Raw genomic sequence first — 21,153 nt, forward strand, 5'->3', positions numbered from 1 at the left:
AAGCGGAGTATTCTGCCCGAACGAAGTATTACAACTCAATCCCCATTGCAACAGAAAGAATTTTACAAATGTAAAGAATACTTATTGCGCACTTTCTATCAATTACGAAGTTTCATAAGTTTATAAGGGATGGTGGTTATTTTGAGAAAAACAAAAATATATGGTCACAGGGGAAGTAAAGGTAGCTTTCCGGAAAATACACTACTTAGTTTTGAACAGGCAATTAAGCAAGGTGTTGATGGACTAGAAATAGATGTGCATCTAACAAAAGATGGTGAAGTGGTTGTTATTCATGATGAGTTCTTAGATCGAACTACAAATGGTAGTGGGCTTATAAAGGAGTATGATTTGAAAGAAATAAAGAAGTTAAGTGCAGGTTCTAAATTTACTGAGCTTGAACTTTATGAACCACATTGGCAACAAGAAACTGTCCCAACATTACAAGAAGTATTTCAATTGTTAGCTCCTTATAATATCGATTTAAATATTGAACTAAAAACATATTTAGTGAACTATGAAGAAATTGAAGAAAAAGTGCTTGCTATCGTTAATCAATTTGGTAATAGTCGAAAGGTTATTTATTCCTCGTTTCATTTGCCTAGTTTAATAAAATTAAAACAACTAGATGCATCCGCCAACATTGCTTGGTTATTAAATCAACCGGATACACATCTTAAAGAATATATGGATGGGCTTAATTTTGAGTCATTGCATATCAACAAAGATATTGTTCTGTCAGATCGAAGTCATTGGACACATTTATCTTCACATATACGTGTTTGGACAGCAAATAGTCGAGAAGAGATACAGCAACTATTAGAAATGAGTGTAAACTCGATTATTACTGATTATCCGGAAAGGGCGTTGTCATTAAGAAATGAGAGGAAAACGGTGCTTTGATAAAAAAATGGTGTTTTTCTTTTTAGTTTTAAGTTATCTATGTACAATTATTATTTTAGTTGGAGCTCAAGTTGAGAACCAGCCAGTACCTTCTATGGTAGATCAACCAAAAATTATTGCGCATCGTGGTGCTAATGACCGGTTTAATGAAAGTACCTTAACTGCCTATGAAATCGCAGCTAAAGATGGAGTGGATTCTCTTGAAATAGACTTACGTCTGACCAAAGATAACTCCCTTGTGGCGATTCATGATCAGAGCGTTGATAGAACAACTGATGGGGCAGGAAAAGTTATCGATTTTACTTTAGAAGAAATACAGAAGTTTTCAACTGTTGCCGTCTTTGGAAACAACACACATAAAGAAGAGATTCCAACTTTAGAAGATATATTGGAAAAATTCGTTGATACCGAGCATTATTATATTGAAACAAGGTTAGTGGACGGTCGACTAGTGATGGAAGAGCAGTTAGTTCAACTATTAAACGAATATGGTTTAATTGAAAAAGGATTAGTAACTATTCAATCTTTTTCTGAAGAAAGCTTAAACAAAATAACAGAGTTGGCGCCAGAAGTACCGCTAACTCTGTTATTTAAAAAAGGTCAATTTGATTTAAGCCGCGCTAAACAAGTTGAGTTTCCATACATAGGAATTGAAACAACGGATGTAACCAGAAAAGTAGTGAACGAATTACATAAACAAGGAAAAGAAGTTCATGTATATTTTAATAACCGAGATACAGAAAAAAGTGAGCAGAAAAGAGTGAAGGCACTTCTTGTAGATGGGTATTTCACTAATGATATTACCTATACAAAAGAATTGTTTAAGCAATGATGAAGAGAATCTTTTCTATAAAGGGTGGATCAAGGCGCCTCGAACTTTAGATTTCCTTTTTGAACCTCTCATGACTGAAGTCACGAGATTACTAAGTGTAAAAACCTTTTGGCTTCTAATGGATTAGGCTACCCCCGCAGTCCCTGCGGTTCATCGTAACGGTTCGTAGTGTTCTTGGGTTAATCATAAAATAAAATATATTTCATAACTAATCAGAAATTTCGAATTATTGAGATGAAAAAGTGTTGTATAGTGGTAAAATAGTGGACAAGTAATGTTATTTACACAGGAGAGGAAGATTTCAATGGCCAATAGTGTGACAAAGACAGGGTTTTATGGTGAATTCGGTGGTAGTTATATTCCTGAAGACTTACAAAAAGTCATGTCGGTTCTTGCTGAAGCGTTTGAAAAATACCGTGATGATGAAGAGTTTCAAGAAGAATTCAACTATTACTTAAAGGAATATGTTGGACGGGAAAATCCATTAACGTTTGCACATAACCTAACTAAAAAAGTGGGCGGGGCAAAAATCTACTTAAAACGAGAGGATTTAAATCACACTGGTGCACATAAAATAAACAATGTGATTGGGCAAATTCTTTTAGCAAAACGAATGGGCGTCCATCGAGTTATTGCTGAAACGGGAGCTGGTCAGCATGGTGTGGCAACAGCAACAGCATGTGCTATGTTTGGAATGGACTGTACAATTTACATGGGTAAAGTCGATACCGAAAGACAAGCTTTAAACGTATTTCGGATGGAGTTATTAGGTGCAAAAGTTGTTGCAGTAGACAAGGGTCAAGGAAGATTAAAAGATGCTGTTGATGAGGCATTAGGAGATTTAGTGCAAAATTATAAAAATACTTTTTATTTATTAGGATCTGCGGTAGGTCCACATCCTTACCCAACAATGGTGAAACATTTTCAATCTGTAATTAGTGAAGAGTCAAAGCGTCAAATCATGGAAAAAGAAGGAAAGCTTCCTACAGCAGTTGTGGCTTGTGTAGGTGGGGGGAGCAATGCGATCGGTGCTTTTGCTCATTATATAGAGGAAGCGGGTGTTCGCTTGATCGGAGTTGAGCCAGCAGAGGCTGCAACAGTTTCCGAAGGAGTTCCTGCAGTTATCCATGGTTTTAAGTGTTTAACATTAATCGATGAGTTTGGAGACCCTAAACCAACACATTCAATCGCAGCAGGTTTGGATTATCCTGGTGTCGGACCAGAACATAGTTACTTAAGTACTACCGAACGAGCCGAATATGTAACGGTATCAGGTCAAGAGTCGCTTGAGGCATTTCAAGAACTATCAAAGGTGGAAGGAATAATTCCTGCATTAGAAAGCGCGCATGCAATTGCTTATGCAATAAAATTAGCTAAGTCCCTATATGAAGATGATGTGATAATCGTTAATCTTTCTGGTAGAGGAGATAAAGATGTCGGTCAAGTTTATAAAATGTTAAAAAAATAGTTGTTATTGTCTTAACTTCGGAGTCAATATAAAGTCCAAAATAACTTTATGGCAACTTTCTTTCATTCTATTTAAGATGAGTGGTTAATCCAGCCCTACGGAAAAATACTCCCTTTCCATGGGGAACGCTTCAGTCTCCTCGCGAGCAAATGTTTTCGGGTGGGCCGAGTAACCGCAGGCCCAAAGAACGCTTCCTTGAAAAAACGCCACTTTTTCTGCGTGCGCTGTGATTTCACTGAAGCTTTCCTTACACTGTGGGGGCTTCAGACTGTTCCTTTCCTATAGGACATTGATATGACATCCATGAATTTACCCCAAAAAAAGAAAATGGGTCTTTATTTGCGAGGAGTATCGCAGTTTCCCTCCGCTTGGCAAACTTTTCTTTCGAGTAAAAATAGTCCAATAACTACTAATAACTATCTATCTTTAGATTAGGACAACTGTAGAATGCGTGGACTCCTCGAAAATACAAATCGATTTTCATCGTGCGATGTGGATTCAAGTAGCTTTCCTTGTCCTACGGGAACAGCGAATGTTTTCGGGTGGGGCGAGTAATCGCAGTCCCACGAGCTGAAGATCCACTCAGAAGCGGTTTTTTTCTGAGTTAGCTGAAGCCGTGCCCGTGGAAAGCGGAGTATTCTGCCGGAACGGAGTATAAATACTCAATTATTTTTGCAACGGAAAAGAATTCAACAAAAGTTAAGCATTCTTACTGCAGAATTTATATTAGTTTTGTCTAAAAGAACACAAATACAGACGTAATAACTAGATGAAAATCATTCGATGAGACTGTTTCCTGAACTGTAGGAAGGTCTTTATTTCTTTGTTTAAGTGAATCTCAATAAAATTTTAATGTAAGAAAGGTTTCTTTTTTCTGAAGTAGGGTAAATTTTGTTAATGCGAAAAGAGTTATAAGTAGTTGTCCTTATCGTTTATGTTTGATACTTTTTAATCATTATGGAATTTTATATGATTAAAAATTGAATTAGAAACAAACATTAATACATAGGAAGGAGCGTTCAAATGGACTTTTACCGTAATAGTTCTAAAGATGTATTGCAACAGGTTAACTCTTCAGAGAATGGCTTGTCTCCAGAAGAAGTGAAAAGTCGTCTTGAAAAAGATGGGTATAACGAGATTAAGGATAAAGAAAAAGTCCCTACGTGGAAACTTTTTTTAGAAACATTAAAAGATTCAATGGTAATTGTTTTGTTAATTGCCGCTGGTGTGCAAATTCTACTAGGAGAGATGGTTGAGTCAGTTATTATTTTTATTGTAATAATTCTGAACTCGGTGATTAGTGTTGTGCAGACTAGGAAAGCGGAGAGTTCGCTCGATGCACTCAGGGATATGTCAGCGCCAGAAGCTAAAGTTCTTCGGGATGGGACTAAGCAAACCATTCCTGCAAGAGAACTTGTTGTGGGCGACATTGTTTCCTTAGAATCGGGCGATTTTGTTCCAGCGGATGGCCGTATATTGGAAAGTGGTTCACTCAAAATTAACGAAGGGATGCTAACAGGTGAATCAGAAGCGGTTGAAAAAACCATAGAAATGGTTGAAGACGAAGCAGTACTTGGCGATCGCCGGAACATGGTTTATAGTAGCTCGCTTGTTGTTTATGGACGAGGTTCATTTGTAGTTACTGGAACCGGTGAAAAGACTGAAGTTGGTAAAATAGCTGATATGTTATCAACAGCTGAAGAAAAACAGACACCTCTACAGCGCAAATTAGATGTGTTTAGCAAAAAACTTGGAATTGGTATTCTAATTTTGTGTGCTATTATCTTTGCAGTCGAAGTAGGCGGTATTTGGTTTGGTGAGACGGAAGTTGATACGACAACCGCAGTATTAAATGCGTTAATGTTTGCTGTAGCTGTAGCTGTAGCAGCAATACCAGAAGCGCTTCAATCGATTGTAACGATTGTTATGTCCGTTGGTACAAATAAAATGGCTAAACAGCATGCAATTATTCGGAAATTGCCGGCTGTGGAAACATTGGGCTCTACGAGTGTTATTTGTACAGATAAAACAGGAACGTTAACACAAAACAAAATGACGGTCACTAACTATTATATTGGTAATGAGTCGAAAGAGAAGTTACCAGAAGACCCTGATAACTGGAGCGAGACAGAAGAGTTGTTAGTCAATATTGCTGTTCTATGTAATGACTCTTATATTAACAACGAAGGCAAGGAAGTAGGGGATCCTACTGAAGTTGCTTTAATTAATTTTGCTAACACCAATAATAAAGATTATGATGAAATTCGTGAAAAGTTTGAGCGTAAAGAAGAATTGCCTTTTGATTCAGATAGAAAACTAATGTCAACGGTTCATAAGATGGACAATCAGAAGCTGTTACTCACTAAGGGTGGTCCAGACGTCATGTTTGATCGTGCTAGTTACATACTAGTCGACGGGGAAGAAAAGGCTTTGACAGAAGAAGACCTAGACCGCCTTAAAAAAGCAAATGAAGATTATTCTCGTCAGGCATTAAGAGTATTGGCCTACGGTTTTAAACGTTTGCCGGAAGATAAGACAAACATAAACCATGAGGACGAAAATGATTTAGTATTAGTCGGACTTACAGCGATGATGGATCCACCACGTGAAGCTGTTTATGATTCGATTAAGCAATCGAAAAAAGCAGGTATTCGTACGGTCATGATTACAGGTGATCATAAAACGACAGCACAAGCAATTGGTCGTGAAATCGGCCTGATGGATGAAAATGATATTGCTGTTACGGGACGGGAGCTTGATGCGATGTCTGATCAGGAATTGGATGAAAAGCTCGAACAAATTTCTGTTTATGCTCGCGTTTCCCCAGAAAATAAAATAAGAATTGTTCGTGCGTGGCAGAAAAAAGACCGGATCACTGCAATGACCGGTGATGGTGTTAACGACGCTCCCGCCCTAAAACAAGCAGATATCGGGATTGCGATGGGAAGCGGAACAGACGTAGCGAAAGATTCATCAGCAATGATCTTAACAGATGATAATTTTGTGTCGATTGTTAAAGCTGTTGGTGTTGGACGAACGGTATTTGATAACATTAAAAAAGCGATTAGCTATTTGTTTGCCGGAAACTTAGGTGCAATCATAGCCATTCTGTTTGCGGTATTTCTTGGTTGGACAACGCCTTTTACTGCATTGCAGTTACTGTTTATCAACCTTGTAAACGACTCACTTCCAGCTATCGCTTTAGGTATGGAAAAAGAAGAACCAGATGTAATGGAGCGAAAACCACGTAATATTGATGAGGGGATATTCTCTGGTAGAACCTTGCAAGCTGTTATCACGCGTGGTGTATTGATTGGTGTTGCTGTAATTATATCCCATTACATTGGCTTGCAACATTCACCTGATATGGGTGTCGCGATGGCGTTTACTACTCTAATCCTATCACGAACACTACAAACATTTGCAGCACGTTCCAATACGCAAACGGCTATTGGAGCAGGATTTTTTAGCAACAAATATGTGATAGGCGCTGTTGTTATTGGCTTCCTACTATATAGCATCACCATCTTACCATTTGCACGTGATGTGTTTGAGATTCCAACTACGTTTGGCTTTAACGAATGGTTAGTTGCAACAGGACTTGCTCTAGGAGCGGTAATTCTAATGGAAATAGTAAAATTGATACGAAATCGTGTATAACTTTAGCATGAAAAGGCTGTCTCTAACTTCAAGACAGCCTTTTTGTTATATCTGGTAAAGCTACACCTGAGTCTCCCTTGACCCATGCGTTTTGTGGGTATCCTCTTTCTTCCCAGTAACCAATATGTTCATCTTCAATTAATTCCACTCGTGTTAGCCATTTTACCGACTTATATGCATATAATTTAGGTGTAATTAAGCGTACTGGTCCACCGTTTTGTTGAGTGATTAATTCTCCATCAATCAAGATAGCAACCATCATGTCATCCATCATGGCTTCTGATAGTGTTAAAGAATCGGTATAGACCCCATCACCTGAATGTAGTTTCACATAGTTGGCTCTATTATTCACACCAGCCATCTCCAAAAGGTCTTTTAAACGTATGCCTTCCCACAAAATTTCGTATACACTCCAACCAGTTACACAATGGAAATTACTTATTTGTGCTGTCCGCTTTAGTTTAATGAAGTCCTCCCATTTGAAGGATAAACGCTGATTGACTAAACCGTCCACCGTAAAAGACCAGTTTTGATTCGTAAATGTCGGCATCTCGGTAACAGTGTAGTAACGAAAGTCACCTTGTTTACCACCTGAAGAGAGTGTGGTCTGAGGAGTTGGAACAGGGCTCATGGTATTTCCGCTAGCCATTTCAGGTTGATTTTCACCAAATAAATATTTATTTATCCACTTACCGAAAAGCGGAACCGTTACAATTGCAATGATCAAACCAGTTAATCTTTTCAGGAAAGTACGTCTGCGTAACAATGGATTGTAAGCATCGATGACAGTTGGTTCGAGTTTATCTCTATGGTTTTGTTTTGTTTTTGTTGTTAGTCTTATAAAAAATTGGCTTCGCGTAATACTATGATAAATGACATAAGGTAATCCAATCCAAGTTGCTAAATCATGAATAAATAGCGCATACGTGTTAATAATTGGGGGGAATTGTCGTTGAAAAGTAAGAATCAGACCAGAAAAAATCAATGCTAAAAGAATCACTAAAATGCCGAATAAATTAATACGGTTTGGTTTTCTTTTTCGTAGTGTGATCAGGTGTTTTTGCATCTTAGGTATATAAAAAAAGATGGGTAGCATGCTTAGAATACCAATCCAAATGTGAATATCTTTTACGATAACACGCGTACTTGGAAAGGAAGACCGAAAATATGCAGAGATTAAAAGTAAACCAGTAGCGCTTAGTATGTAAAATAACAAAGCGTTTATATGGTGAATTCTAGTAAGCTTTTTAGCGAATTTTAACTTGCGCTTAAAAAATATCTCTCATTGCATGTTGTTCACCCCTTTTATTATTTTGTTCTCTTCCATCATAACAGCTTTGAGAATTTTTTTAATGTGAAAGTAATTATCTAGATATAGACAATTAAACAAAGCAAATATACAATAGAATGAATAGTATTAGTCGTAAATACCTAGATGTGATAGGAGTTGAAGGAAGTGGATCAAGAGAATTTTTTTTCGAATTTTGAAACAGCCATCACGTTGTCAGACTTCCTAAATACCATAGATACAATGGGTGTTGGTTTATCTATTGTAGATGCCAATTTAGAAGATTTACCTTTAGTTCATGTAAATGAAGGTTTTACTAAGATGACAGGATATGAAAAAGAAGAAGTTTTAATGAAAAATTGTCGTTTTCTACAAGGAGAAGGTACCGACCAAACACAAGTTGGTAAAATCCGCTCTGCCATTAATGAGGCAAAATCTGAAGCAGTTACTTTGAAAAATTATCGGAAAGACGGTAGTTATTTTTGGAATCAATTTGTTATTAGTCCTATTGTTGGTGCAAATAATAAGGTCCTTTATTATATCGGATTTCAATTTGATGTAACGAAACAGATAGAAGATGAACAAGGTGCTAAACAGAAAATAAGGCAGCTATCGGATTTTGATCAATTAACTGGATTAATTAAATTGGATTATTTCAAAGATAAAATACAACTTTATATAAATGATTATACCAATGAGATGGCAATTATTAGAGTTAACCTGAATCGATTTAGAAACATAAACAATAGTTACGGAGAACAAGTTAGTGATTATGTTCTAGTAGAAGTTGCTAATAGATTAAGCGAAGTATTCCCACATGCGCCAATTACACGCAGTTTTGCTGATGATTTTATCATCTTACATAACCAAATACATTCTTTCGCTATTAAAGATGCACTGCTAGCTGTTGAATCTAAACTAGAAAAACCATATCTGCTTGAGGGAGAAGAGTTAACCATTGATTTTAGCATTGGAATTAGTCAGTACCCCGAAAATGGTAAGCAAGTAGAAACCTTACTTGCCTTTGCTGCACTCGCAATGAGAGAAGCTAAGAAAGATTCATTATTGCGACATCGATTTTTTAATGATGCATTAGCAGAAAAGCTGGAAACAAGAATGAGTATTGAAAAAAGGTTAGTTAAAGGGCTTGAGAAAAATGAGTTCTTTTTAGAATACCAGCCCAAAGTAGCAACAAATACATATGAAATTGTTGGAGTGGAAGCTCTTATTCGATGGAAAGATACTGAAAAAGGAGTAATCAGCCCTGGAGATTTTATACCTGTAGCAGAAGAAACTGGTTTTATTAATGAACTCGGTGAATGGGTAATGCTCGAAGCGTGTAAAACAAATAAAGAATGGCAAGATAAAGGTTTAGCGCCTATTCCAGTTTCTGTGAATGTATCCGCTATCCAGTTCAGGCATCCACACTTTACGCAGACAGTTAAAAACGTTCTAAAGAAAACGGGTTTACAAGCGAGGTATTTGGAATTAGAAATTACGGAGACTTTGTTAATTGAACCAGAACTTATCATTGAAAAATTAAACGAACTGAAAAGAGAAGGTATTTCCGTATCCATTGATGATTTCGGAACCGGGTATTCATCGATTAATTACTTAAAAGAATTACCGATAGATACATTGAAAATTGATCGTGCTTTTATTAAAGAAACGCCTCATTCGGAACGGGATAATGCACTACTACTATCTGTTATCCAACTTGGAAAATCATTAGGTTTAACGGTATTAGTTGAGGGTGTTGAAATCGAAGAACAAGTTTATTTCTTAAGTGAAAGTGATTGTGATCATATACAAGGTTTTTACTTTAGTCGTCCACTAGGTGCAAAAGTGGTGGAAGAAAAACTATCCTTTGCTACACTAGGTAAGAAAGAATAAGCAAGAGATAGAATGACTATATTTATCTTTAGTTGTTTTTGAAAAATTGTCATTGGTTACTAACATCCATCATTAAAATGAGGAAACCGAGTAACTAAGACTAAGTCGTATTTTCGATTTAATACGAATTTTAAAATCAACAAAACTTACAAGAGATTCGGATATGATTTTTCCTAAATGTATCCCTAAGTATAGTGTTCGTAATGCTAGTCCATACAATAAAATGATAAAAGATGGCCTATTGTGCTATATAGAAATTTTATGGAGGACTGGTAAATGATTAAAAAGACACTAATAAAGCTTATTGGCTTTTCCATTGTTGCATTTTTGCTAAGTGGTTGTTTTGGAGAAAAGTCTATATCATTGCCGATTGGTGAAGAAGGTGAAAGTGTATCAATTGGTGGAGATGAAGAAGAAGGTTTTACACTTGAAACGGAGAATAAAGATGGGGAGAGTATTTCACTAAGCTCCTCTAAAGAATTACCAGAAGAGTTCCCGTCTGAAGTACCATTTCCTACTGAGTATCAAATAGTTAGTACCGTGAAAGTTAATGATGATGGTCAAGAAGGTATAACAGTTTCGTACCTAACGGAAAGTATGTCAGCCGATAACGTATGGGAGATGTATAAGAGCTTCATGAGCGAAGCAGGTTTTGAAAGTAGTTCTGAAATGACTACGGATGCTTATAATTCCATTTCAATGCATAGAGATGAGGAAAGTTTAATTATTAATGTTATTTCAAATGAAGATTCCACAGTTACTAGTACAATAACTTATGTTAAAAAAACTAGTAATGAATAGTGACCAGGTCAGGTTTAAATAAGTTAATTTTTAAATGAGTTCAGGGAAGTGTCACGTGCACTTCTCTTTTTTTGTGGCATCGCATATTATAGATTTAGTATTCTATGGATATCTGATTATTAACATGTCCACTTCCTACTACATTGCCCCGAGATTATTTCTAGTAGCTTTTCGTATTAATTGTCTTATAATTACATGTAAAGATATCTAAGTTAAAATAAAGTTAGTAGACGATAATTCTAAAATGTTAGGAGGAAGTAAATATGAAGTTTAAAGAAAATGAAAAGATAGTTTTGATAGGGGATAGTATTACAGACGCAGGGAGAATGAGTGACCCAGAACAGTTAGGCGATGGCTATTTTCGATTAATTCGTGATTACTATTTAGCGAAATACCCTCATATGAACCTAAATTTTGTTAATAAGGGAATTGGCGGAAACCGGGTAATTGATCTTCTACATAGGTGGGAACAAGATGTTATATCTTTAAACCCAGATTGGGTGTCCATTTCCATCGGTATAAATGATGTGTGGAGACAACTGGATAGTCCGAACATAGACCAAATTTATCCTGAGCAATTTATTGCAATTTACTCAAAATTGTTGACAAACTTGAATGAATCAACAGATTCTAAAATTATATTGATGGAACCTACAATCATAGAGGAAGATATAGACTCCAAGGGAAATCAACTGCTCATTCCTTACGTAAAAGGAGTTAAACAATTAGCTATAGAATTTGATGCGTTCCTTATTCCAACGCATGATGCTTTCGTGCAATATTTGCAAAGCAATTCTAGTTATAACTTAACGACAGACGGCGTCCATATGAATTCAATTGGAAACATGCTCATGAAGAACACATGGATTGAAGCGATGGAATAACAAGATTAATGGGACTACATAAAAAGGGCCAATAGTAAAATAATTGGTTCTTTTTTTGCGATTAATTATTTCATTTTAGCGTAATAGATCCTACACAGATAAAAGAGACCACTAATTTTATACTGATTTTACATCTAATTAATGATGTGTTTATTCTCCAATTCGTATGTTAAATTAAGTTTAAATGGTTTTATATTTATATAACTGAAGACTATGAGTAGTTTCAATAAACTTTATGGAGTAGCTAAAATCACTCTTAATTAAAATTGAAAGCGGTTACTAAAGGGTGTAGTTCTTAACAATTGCTAGTTCTACATATGCTAGCTCTACATATAAACACTATAAGTTAGGGGGGATTGGGATGAATAAGGATAATCTTTTATTTAGAAATAATATGTATTCTTTAGAAGAAAGGTTAGCTGATTTAGTAGGATCACTTACATTAAAAGAGAAAATAAGTTTACTATCCACCTCTCAAAGTGCTATTCCTAGATTGAAAATTGATAAATATCATGTTGGAGGAGAAGCTGCACACGGTGTTGTTGATCGATCTGGAGGGAAAACAACAGTCTTCCCTCAACCAATTGGCTTATCTAGCACATGGAACAGAAATTTAATGAAGGAAGTAGGTAGTGTAATAGGGGATGAAGCAAGGGTTTTTTATCAGTTAAATGATAAAAAGACTGGTTTGACATTATGGGCACCAACCATAGATATGGAGCGTGACCCTAGGTGGGGGCGAACGGAAGAGGCTTATGGGGAAGATCCATGCTTAACTGGAAAACTGTCAACAGAACTAATAAAAGGTATGCAAGGTGAAGATGACTTCTATATTAAAATGGTTGCTGCTCCTAAACACTTTTACGGGAATAACAATGAATACGGCAGGGGCTACATATCAAACAGCATTGATCCAAGAAATAGACGAGAATATTATTTAAAAGCGTTTGAACCAGCTTTTAAAGAAGGTAATGCTCTATCGATGATGACAGCTTATAATGGTGTGAACGGAATTCCGTGTATGCAGATAAATGAGATAAAAGAAGTTGTTCGTAATGAATGGGGTATGGAAGGTTTTATTGTTAGTGATGGTGGTGCTTTAAGCCTCAATGTACAAGAGTATCATTATTATAATACACATGCCGAAGCCTTAGCGGATGCATTAAAAAAAGGAATTGATTGTTTTGTCGACGTGAAAGAATTAGTTGAAACATCTGCTAATGAGGCACTAGAAAAGAAATTAATAACAGAAAATGACCTAACGAAGGCGATACGCAACACGCTGAAGGTGCGCTTTCGATTAGGACACTTTGATGATGATCATTCACAAGACCCCTATTATAATGTTGATACAGGGAAGATGTGTTCTGATGAGCATGCAGCGGTTGCACTTGAAGCAACAAAAGAATCGATTGTTTTATTAAAAAATGATAACCAAATGTTACCTTTAAAAGAAGGAAAAACGAAAAAAGTTGCTGTAATTGGACCTACTGCAGATGTTATTTACAAAGATTGGTATACGGGATATTCACCATACCAAATTACCCCGTTAGAAGGATTAAAGAAGAAATTAAAAAATGCTGAAGTTTCTTTCGTAAATGGTAATGATAGTATTGCGATTAAACGTGTTAAGGATAAAAGTTATCTAACCATCTCAGATAAAGGGAATAAAATAATTGCTAATAGCAAGACGATTGGTAATGAAGAAACATTTGAATTAGAAGAATGGGGATGGAATGGAAACTTACTTAGAAGTAAGGCGAACAATAAGTATGTTTGTCAACAAGATAATTGCCCAACATTTGATGTCAACAATGAAGAAGTGTTTGGTTGGTTTGTTCGTGAAAAGATTGCTTTTCAGCCATTAAACGATAATTTGGAAAACTACCATTTATCTACATGGAAAGGGGAACCACTATCTGTCTCTGGAGAGAAACTGCTCGTTGCTTCTGAGATTCCCGAGGTATTTGAAAAACGGGTGATATCTTCTGGAATAGAAGAAGCGGTACAAATAGCAAAAACAAGTGATGTAGCGATCGTGTTTGTTGGGAATAATCCAATGTTAAACGGTCGGGAAACAGAAGATCGTCCAGATATTACTCTTCCGGAACACCAGCAAGAACTAATCGAGGCAGTTTACGAAGCAAATCCAAATACAATTGTTGTAGTAATAGGAAGCTATCCATTTGCGATGAACTGGGTTAATCAGCACATTCCTGCTGCAGTGTATTCATCACATGGTTCGCAAATGCTTGGAGAAGCAGTTGCTTCGGTTCTTTATGGGGACTCTTCTCCATCGGGTAGATTGAGTATGACTTGGTATAAGGATGTGCAACAATTACCTTCTATTTTTGATTATGACATTATAAACGGAAACAGCACGTACATGTACTTTGATAAAGAAGTACTTTATCCTTTCGGACACGGGTTAAGCTATACTACGTTTGATTACTCATCATTACAACTTGACGATGAAGTTATAAAATCGGGTGGGGAACTTTCAGTAAGTGTTACCGTTGAAAATGGTGGCAATGTGGAAGGGAGCGAAGTCGTTCAACTATATGCCACTGTTCTGGATTCTAGCGTAAAAAGGCCAAAGAAACAGTTGATTGATTTTGCTAAAGTTAGGCTAAAACCGAGGGAGAAACAAAATATAATTTTAACTTTTAAAACTGATAATTTAGCTGTTTGGGATGTAGACAAAGAAGAGTATTGTTTAGAGAAAGGACGTTGTCTTCTTTCTATTGGGGCATCGAGTGAAGATATCCGCTTATCGAAAGAAATTAATGTAGATGGAAGTAAATTGAATTCACGTTCTTTGAGCCATCTAACAAAAGCCGAAAATTATAATGATTATCAGAATGTCTACATCAACAAAGGCGAAAATGAACTGAATTGTGTAACTAGCCGTACAAGCGGGTGGATTTGTTTCAGGAATGTTAAGTTTGAAGAAGGCAGCAATTATTTTAGGTTAAGGGCTACGACAGACGGAATGCCAGGTAAAATATCGATTCGTTTTAATGATTTAGAAACAGATAGTATCTCTGAAAAGGATATTCATACGGAATATCCGTGGCAATGGAAGGATTTCAATTTTTACTTTGAACTAGAAGAGCAAGTTACGGATGTGTACGTATTATTCGATGGATCCATTTCATTAAGTACAATTCAAATACTATAGATGTTGGTGATCAAAAATGTTAAAAACAAGAGATATTGTCCCTGCAAAAGGGGCTTGGAATAAATCACATGCTGAAAGGTGGGAAGAAGCACTGGTAAGTGGAAATGGGAACCAAGGGGTTATGGTATTTGGAAACCCTCAAAAAGAAACAATTATTGGTAACCATAGCAGACTGTATCTACCAACAGGGACAGGAAACCAATTGGTAAATATGGCGCCGTATCTGGATGAGTTTAGGCAACTTATACAAACAGAAGGTTATGAAAAAGCAATTCGAATTTTTTATGATAAAGCAAAAGACTTAGGATATCAGGGATTGCAAATGAGTGATCCTTTTCATCCTGGATTTCATTTGTACATTGAATCACCTATACAAAAAGCAGAGCAATACATGCGAAGCGTGGATTTTGAGACTGGTCAAATAGCTGTGCGTTTTGTTGATGAGAATAACATTTATCATAGACGGAAAACTTTTGTATCACGTGCTGATGACGTAATCGTCCATAGTATTGAAAATAACCAATCTGATGTATCCTGTATTTTAAATGTAGAAGATTACCACCATACCCTCATTACTCATGAGCGAAGCATGGAAACGGATTTAATCCAATTGCATAACGCGTATGAAAAGGGCCCCGGTGGTTATCAGGTAGCAATTCAAATACATGCACCACAAGGTAAAGTGAGCGTTAGAGATAATAAAGTGTTCATTGAGAATGCAGAGCATCTTGTATTGGTTATGAAGATTACCCCATTCTCTTCTGTGAGGGGGAATGAAATCGAGATAGCGAAAGATGTTTCAAGCTCATCTTATAAGACATTATTAGAAAAGCACATCGCTTTACACAAAGAAATGTTCACCCGAGTGAATTTAAACCTATCTACTGAAAAAGAACGAATGCGTTGTACGGAAGAATTAATCGAAGAAGCAAAGCAAACAAATGTTATTCCATTAGCACTATTAGAAAAAATGTATGATGCTGGTCGCTATATGTATATGTGTAGTGCAGGTGAATTGTCGCCAAATTTACAGGGGATTTGGACAGGAACATTTAGTCCAGCATGGAGTGGTGATTTTACGTTTGACACCAATGTTCAATTATCGATTGCATCGGCGTTATCTAGCAATCTAACAGAGGGGTTACATGGTTTGTTTCGATTAATGAAGGAACTTATGCCTGGTTTTAAAGACAATGCTAGCTATTATTATGGTTGCAGAGGCATCATGGTACCGGCTCATGCGAGTAACTCTGGAAGACATTTTCATTGGAATGATGAATGGCCACTACATTTATGGACGTGTGGTGCAGGTTGGCTAGGACATTGGTATTATCAGTACTATTTATATACAGGTGATAAACAATTTTTAGCCAATGAAACAATTCCTTACCTAAAAGAGTGTGTTCTTTTCTATGAAGACTTTTTAATAGAGGATACAGATGGAACATATCGATTTACTCCCTCTTATTCAGCCGAAAATGGATGCGGTGATAATGCGACCCAAGATATTGCAGTGGCAAAAGAAGTACTGACAAATTTAATAAACTGCTACAAAGAGTTGAATATAGAATCATCAGAGACAAAAAAGTGGGAAAAGATGCTTATAAAACTGCCGAATTATAAGATTAATCAAGAGGGTGCCATTCAAGAATGGGCGATAAATGGAAAGGAAGAAAATTATAATCATCGGCATTTCTCTCATTTATACTCTATCTTCCAAAGCCGTGAATTTACAGCTGAAAGCGAACCAGCATTATGGAATGCATCTGAAGTAGCTTTGAATAAACGTTTAGAAGCATGGTTGCGTAGCGATGATGCAGATACTTCATCCACTCATGGCAGAATGCATGCAGCACTTTGCGCAACACAGTTTAACTTAAAAAACTTAGTTTATGAGATATTGCAAATGATGGTTATCAATGACTCTATTTTTCCATCTATGATGACGTCCCACTATAATAATCATCAAGTTTTTAATGTTGATGGAAACGGAGCAATCCCTCAAGTTATAAATGAAATGCTGGTTGATGGAGTTCCTGGAAAGATCACGCTACTACGGGCGCTACCAGATCAAGTTTCACAAGGTGCTATTTCAGGTGTTTTATTACCAAAACAAATTAAAGTGGAAAAACTAGCATGGAATATTACGGCAGGAACGATTCAAATTGATGTAATCTCATCAATAGAACAGGAAGTTGAGTTAGAAGTACCACTATTTTCACATGTGGATGTTGTTAGTGCAACAGGTTGTTCCCCTTCTTTAATGGAAGAACACAAATGGAAACTAAAACTATATGCAAATCAAACAGCACAGTTGGAAATTCATTTTTAAAAGAAGGAGGGATTTTGCTAGGAATCCTGTTGCAACCGTGCGTAAGATTTCCTTTTTAAAACATGTAGTGAAACGTAGGTGCATTAGTAGAATTAAACGAATGCTAACACTTCGATTGGCTTGTTCAAGGCCCTTTTATGTGTCATACCTTTAAGTACTAACAATAGGTTAGGGAGAGGAAAATCCCCAACTGCTTAAAGTTTCTCTTTATGACAACTATATACAATTTCTTTGATAAATTATTCGTTATGTCGAAAGCAATGATATTAATTGACAACATGTTGTAACATATAGGTATGAATAGTATGTAATTATTTTGTAAGTCTTGGATAAAGGCTTATATGAAGAATTTTTAAGCGGATTTATGATAGCGCTTAATCAATACATTTAAACCTTTTACTGAGAATTTTATATTCATTCAGTTCAGTTAATTTGTTTTATTTTCTTCAAAGCATGATTACTTGAATCTGCAAAAATACTAATAGAGGTTCTTCTTCTGCATTTTTGTAGTGTGGTAAGTGTGATTATTTAAGATGAAAGTTACTGAAGACATCATGAGATAGTGGGGATTTTCAATGCACTTATTTGATAAAGTATTCTCTATATTTGACGACATGAAAGTTAGATACAAGCTATTAGGTATTTACATCATTGTTACCTTGGTACCAATTCTATTAGTTGGAATTTATTTGAATTATGGAATGAGGGAAGTCGTTCTAAATAATACATTAAGCGAAACTAATGCAAATATCGACAAGTTAGAACTGCAATTAAATAATATTATTGATCGTGCTACAAATATTTCTGATTTAATTTATATTAATAAAGATTTGGAATCACTGCTTCTTGAAGAATATGAAAATAATCTAGAAATATACAATGCGTATAATCGATACCCAATTTTTGATGAGTATTTGAAATATTATAATGAAATCGAAAATATCCAATTTTTTATGACGAAAAAGATGATTACTAATTCATATTTTGTTCATGCCGATCAAGAAATTAGAAAAGAAGATTGGTACCAGCAAGCGCTGAGTAAAAAGGGATATGTAACTTGGCTTTATAAAGAAGATATTTGGACAAAGAAAGAATATATGACCTTAACAAGGGCAGTTTATGCAAGTGATAACAGCTTGCTAGGTATTTTATGTATTTATATATCACCGGACAGTTTACGAGAACTATCATCTAATGAGGTCTATGATGCTTATATATCTTTAAATAATGAAACAATTGTTCATAATAAAAACCGTGATTTAATTGGAACAAAACCATCCTTTTTAGCTCATCTTTCAAATGAAATCAATAGTGAAAGTTTTGTTTTAGATACAAGCTATTTAAATGAACAAGTGAAAATAAACGTTCGATCTTTTCAACCACAAAAAGCACTAGATACGAGCGTGCAAATTTCTACAATAATTCCAGTAGAAGATGTCATGCGCGAACCTAATATTGTTATTATAAAAGGATTTATCGTTATCATCGGCAGTATACTTATATCTATTATATTAATCATTCTTTTTATTCGATCATTTGATAGAAGGTTGCATGAATTAAAACATGCAATGAATAAAGTTTCTAAAGGAAACTTTAATATACGTAAACAAATAGCTGGTAAAGATGAAATTGGTGAAGTGTACCGCGAACTCTATATCACCGCTGAAAGTATAAAAAAACTAATCAATGAAGTCTATGTTCATAAAATAAAAGAAGAAAGGTGGAAACGTAAGCAGAAAGAATCCGAGTTTAAAATGTTAGCAAGTCAAATCAACCCTCACTTTCTTTACAATACACTTGAAATGATTAGAATGAAAGCATTTATAAATAAAGATGTAGAAGTTGCCAACAGTGTGAAGCTACTAAGTAAAATTATGAGATCCAGTTTAGAAAGAACGGATAAACCTATACCGTTAGAAAAAGAAATTGATTTAGTAAGCACGTACCTAAAGATTCAAAAACTACGATTTGGGGATAAGATAGATTATGATATTGAGACAAATTGTAATATCGAAAATTATATGGTATTTCCACTATTACTCCAACCAATTGTTGAAAATTCAGTCATCCATGGAATTGAGAATAAAGAAGGAGAAGGGCAAATTAAAATTGATATTTTTGAAGATAATACTAGTTTAGTAATCCAAGTTAAGGATAACGGAGTAGGTATAACAGAGCCTAAATTGGATAAATTGAAGTTCCGTTTAAGTGAATCAGAAGAACAACAGTCTACTTCTAACCGAATCGGCGTTTTTAATGTTCATCAAAGAATCAGGTTGCATTATGGTGATTCCTATGGTCTGAGAATTAAAAGCGAAGTCAATAAGGGTACATCTGTCACGCTTCATTTACCGTTGTGGAAAGGACAAGATAGCGATGCGTAAAGTATTAATTATTGATGATGAACCTATTGTTAGAGAAGGATTAAAAAGCGTTATTACTTGGGAAGACTTTGGTTATAAAGTTTGTGGTATCGGAACAGACGGAAGAGATGGCTTGAATAAAATTCGTCAACTTCAACCAGACTTAGTGCTAATCGATATTCGTATGCCAGGATTTTCAGGGATAGATATCATCCAACAAATTAAAAATGAAGGTTACATGACTAAATTCATCATACTATCAGGATATTCTAGTTTTTCATATGCAAAAGAATCAATGAAACTAGGAATCTCATCGTACTTATTGAAGCCAATTGACGAGAATGAGTTAATTCATGCAGTTAATAAAGTCTCTGAAGAAATCGAAAAAGAAGAGAAAATTTATAATCAGTTGTCGCTTTTCAAGAGAATAAATGAAGAACAGTCTTTTAAAAAAATGTTAGAAGGCAAGTGTAATGAGATTGAAACCAGTATGCTAGTTGACTTTGAACAAAGTTCGATACAAGTTGCCCGAATATTATATGAAGAAACGAAATGGGCAACCAATTGGATTATAAAAAAAGTTGAACAAAAACCTAATCATATAAAGATGGTTACAAAAGATAATCATTTCCATCTGCTATTTATAGAGGAAGAACAAGCGGAAGTAAAGGTGTTTCTTACGGAGTTGATAACGGAATTAACCCGACTTGGAAGTACCCACTGTAATGTATTACTTGGTAACCAAGTTATTGGACCTAAAGAAGTTTCATTATCATACAAACAAACAAAAAAATTAATGGATGTACATTTTTGTTATAGCAAACAACACTTGATAAGTTTTGATATGTTACAAGCTGAAAATTCAAACGTATCTTTTGTTGAAATACAAAACAAATTATGCCGTTTTATGGAATTTCAAGAATCAAATAACTTAAATAATGAATTAGAAGAAATAGAAAAGTATTATCAGCATACATGTTTCTCACAAGAAAAAATTAAGGCTGAATTAATTGATTTCACAATATCTATCTTTAGCACTATAAAGCAAAATCACCCATCAATAACATGTACGAAAAAAGAAGATTTGGTAGATCAAATTTTTAATCAGTCAAGTTTACAAAGTTTAATAGGCTACATTTATGATGAGTTAATCAATCTAAGTCAAAGTATAAACGTTCATACTTCAAATAGAAATACAATAGATAAAATTAAAGATTATGTAAATCAGTACTATTATGAAGAAGATTTAAACTTAAAGGTGTTAGCTGATTTGTTCAATTATAATAGCTCGTATCTTGGAAAAAAATTCAAGAAACAAACTGGCGAATATTTTCATACCTATTTGGACATTGTTCGAATTAACAAAGCGAAAGAGGCGTTAACAAAAGGGGAAGAAAAGGTTTATGAAATATCTGAAAAGATAGGATATTGTAACATTGATTACTTCTATAAGAAGTTCAAAAGATATGAAGGAATCAGTCCAAAAGAGTATCAAAAAAGTATCAGAAATGATACAAACAGCAGATGCTAAATAGTTTGAGAGGGATGCTT

At 35.3% G+C, this 21,153-nt stretch carries 12 protein-coding genes; 11 read left to right on the forward strand and 1 reads right to left on the reverse strand.

Translation table 11 applies throughout. The features are described 5' to 3' along the window. The first annotated feature begins 141 nt into the window (after nucleotides 1-141). From QQS35_RS15715 to QQS35_RS15730, 4 genes are all read left to right on the forward strand, one after another. The gene (locus QQS35_RS15715) at nucleotides 142-900 is read left to right on the forward strand and encodes a glycerophosphodiester phosphodiesterase (RefSeq protein WP_285933172.1); all 759 of its coding nucleotides are present in this window, start codon (nucleotides 142-144) and stop codon (nucleotides 898-900) included. Next, a complete protein-coding gene (locus QQS35_RS15720) occupies nucleotides 878-1,732 on the forward strand; it encodes a glycerophosphodiester phosphodiesterase (protein ID WP_285933173.1) in 855 nt (284 codons plus the stop codon). The genes QQS35_RS15715 and QQS35_RS15720 overlap by 23 nt, the downstream gene beginning before the upstream one ends. A 304-nt stretch (nucleotides 1,733-2,036) precedes the next feature. Continuing rightward, the gene (trpB, locus tag QQS35_RS15725; protein WP_285933174.1) at nucleotides 2,037-3,200 is read left to right on the forward strand and encodes a tryptophan synthase subunit beta; all 1,164 of its coding nucleotides are present in this window, start codon (nucleotides 2,037-2,039) and stop codon (nucleotides 3,198-3,200) included. Nucleotides 3,201-4,223: 1,023 nt separating this feature from the next. Then, a complete protein-coding gene (locus tag QQS35_RS15730; protein ID WP_285933175.1) occupies nucleotides 4,224-6,860 on the forward strand; it encodes a cation-translocating P-type ATPase in 2,637 nt (878 codons plus the stop codon). A 28-nt stretch (nucleotides 6,861-6,888) separates the two neighbouring features. Here the strand turns inward: QQS35_RS15730 and QQS35_RS15735 are convergent, their stop codons facing one another. Beyond that, nucleotides 6,889-7,956: a molybdopterin-dependent oxidoreductase gene (locus QQS35_RS15735; RefSeq protein ID WP_285933176.1), complete on the reverse strand. Its 1,068-nt coding sequence runs from the start codon at nucleotides 7,954-7,956 to the stop codon at nucleotides 6,889-6,891. Between the two features lie 360 nt (nucleotides 7,957-8,316). Here QQS35_RS15735 and QQS35_RS15740 point away from each other — a divergent pair, with 360 nt between their 5' ends. From QQS35_RS15740 to QQS35_RS15770, 7 genes are all read left to right on the forward strand, one after another. Next, nucleotides 8,317-10,041, forward strand: coding sequence for an EAL domain-containing protein (locus QQS35_RS15740; protein ID WP_285933177.1), 1,725 nt, complete (start codon nucleotides 8,317-8,319; stop codon nucleotides 10,039-10,041). A gap of 276 nt (nucleotides 10,042-10,317) precedes the next feature. Beyond that, nucleotides 10,318-10,842, forward strand: a complete 525-nt coding sequence (locus QQS35_RS15745; RefSeq protein WP_285933178.1) for a hypothetical protein — start codon at nucleotides 10,318-10,320, stop codon at nucleotides 10,840-10,842. 263 nt (nucleotides 10,843-11,105) lie between these two features. Next, the gene (locus tag QQS35_RS15750) at nucleotides 11,106-11,726 is read left to right on the forward strand and encodes an SGNH/GDSL hydrolase family protein (protein ID WP_285933179.1); all 621 of its coding nucleotides are present in this window, start codon (nucleotides 11,106-11,108) and stop codon (nucleotides 11,724-11,726) included. Nucleotides 11,727-12,087: 361 nt separating this feature from the next. Continuing rightward, complete coding sequence (locus QQS35_RS15755) at nucleotides 12,088-14,907, forward strand: glycoside hydrolase family 3 C-terminal domain-containing protein (protein ID WP_285933180.1); 2,820 nt, start codon at nucleotides 12,088-12,090, stop codon at nucleotides 14,905-14,907. Between the two features lie 16 nt (nucleotides 14,908-14,923). Continuing rightward, the gene (locus QQS35_RS15760; protein ID WP_285933181.1) at nucleotides 14,924-17,239 is read left to right on the forward strand and encodes a glycosyl hydrolase family 95 catalytic domain-containing protein; all 2,316 of its coding nucleotides are present in this window, start codon (nucleotides 14,924-14,926) and stop codon (nucleotides 17,237-17,239) included. A 575-nt stretch (nucleotides 17,240-17,814) separates the two neighbouring features. Continuing rightward, a complete protein-coding gene (locus QQS35_RS15765; RefSeq protein ID WP_285933182.1) occupies nucleotides 17,815-19,623 on the forward strand; it encodes a histidine kinase in 1,809 nt (602 codons plus the stop codon). After that, the gene (locus QQS35_RS15770; protein ID WP_285933183.1) at nucleotides 19,616-21,133 is read left to right on the forward strand and encodes a response regulator; all 1,518 of its coding nucleotides are present in this window, start codon (nucleotides 19,616-19,618) and stop codon (nucleotides 21,131-21,133) included. The genes QQS35_RS15765 and QQS35_RS15770 overlap by 8 nt, the downstream gene beginning before the upstream one ends. The last annotated feature ends 20 nt before the right edge of the window (nucleotides 21,134-21,153 follow it).

Source organism: Aquibacillus rhizosphaerae (genome assembly GCF_030282825.1).
GTDB lineage: Bacteria > Bacillota > Bacilli > Bacillales > Amphibacillaceae > Aquibacillus_C > Aquibacillus_C rhizosphaerae.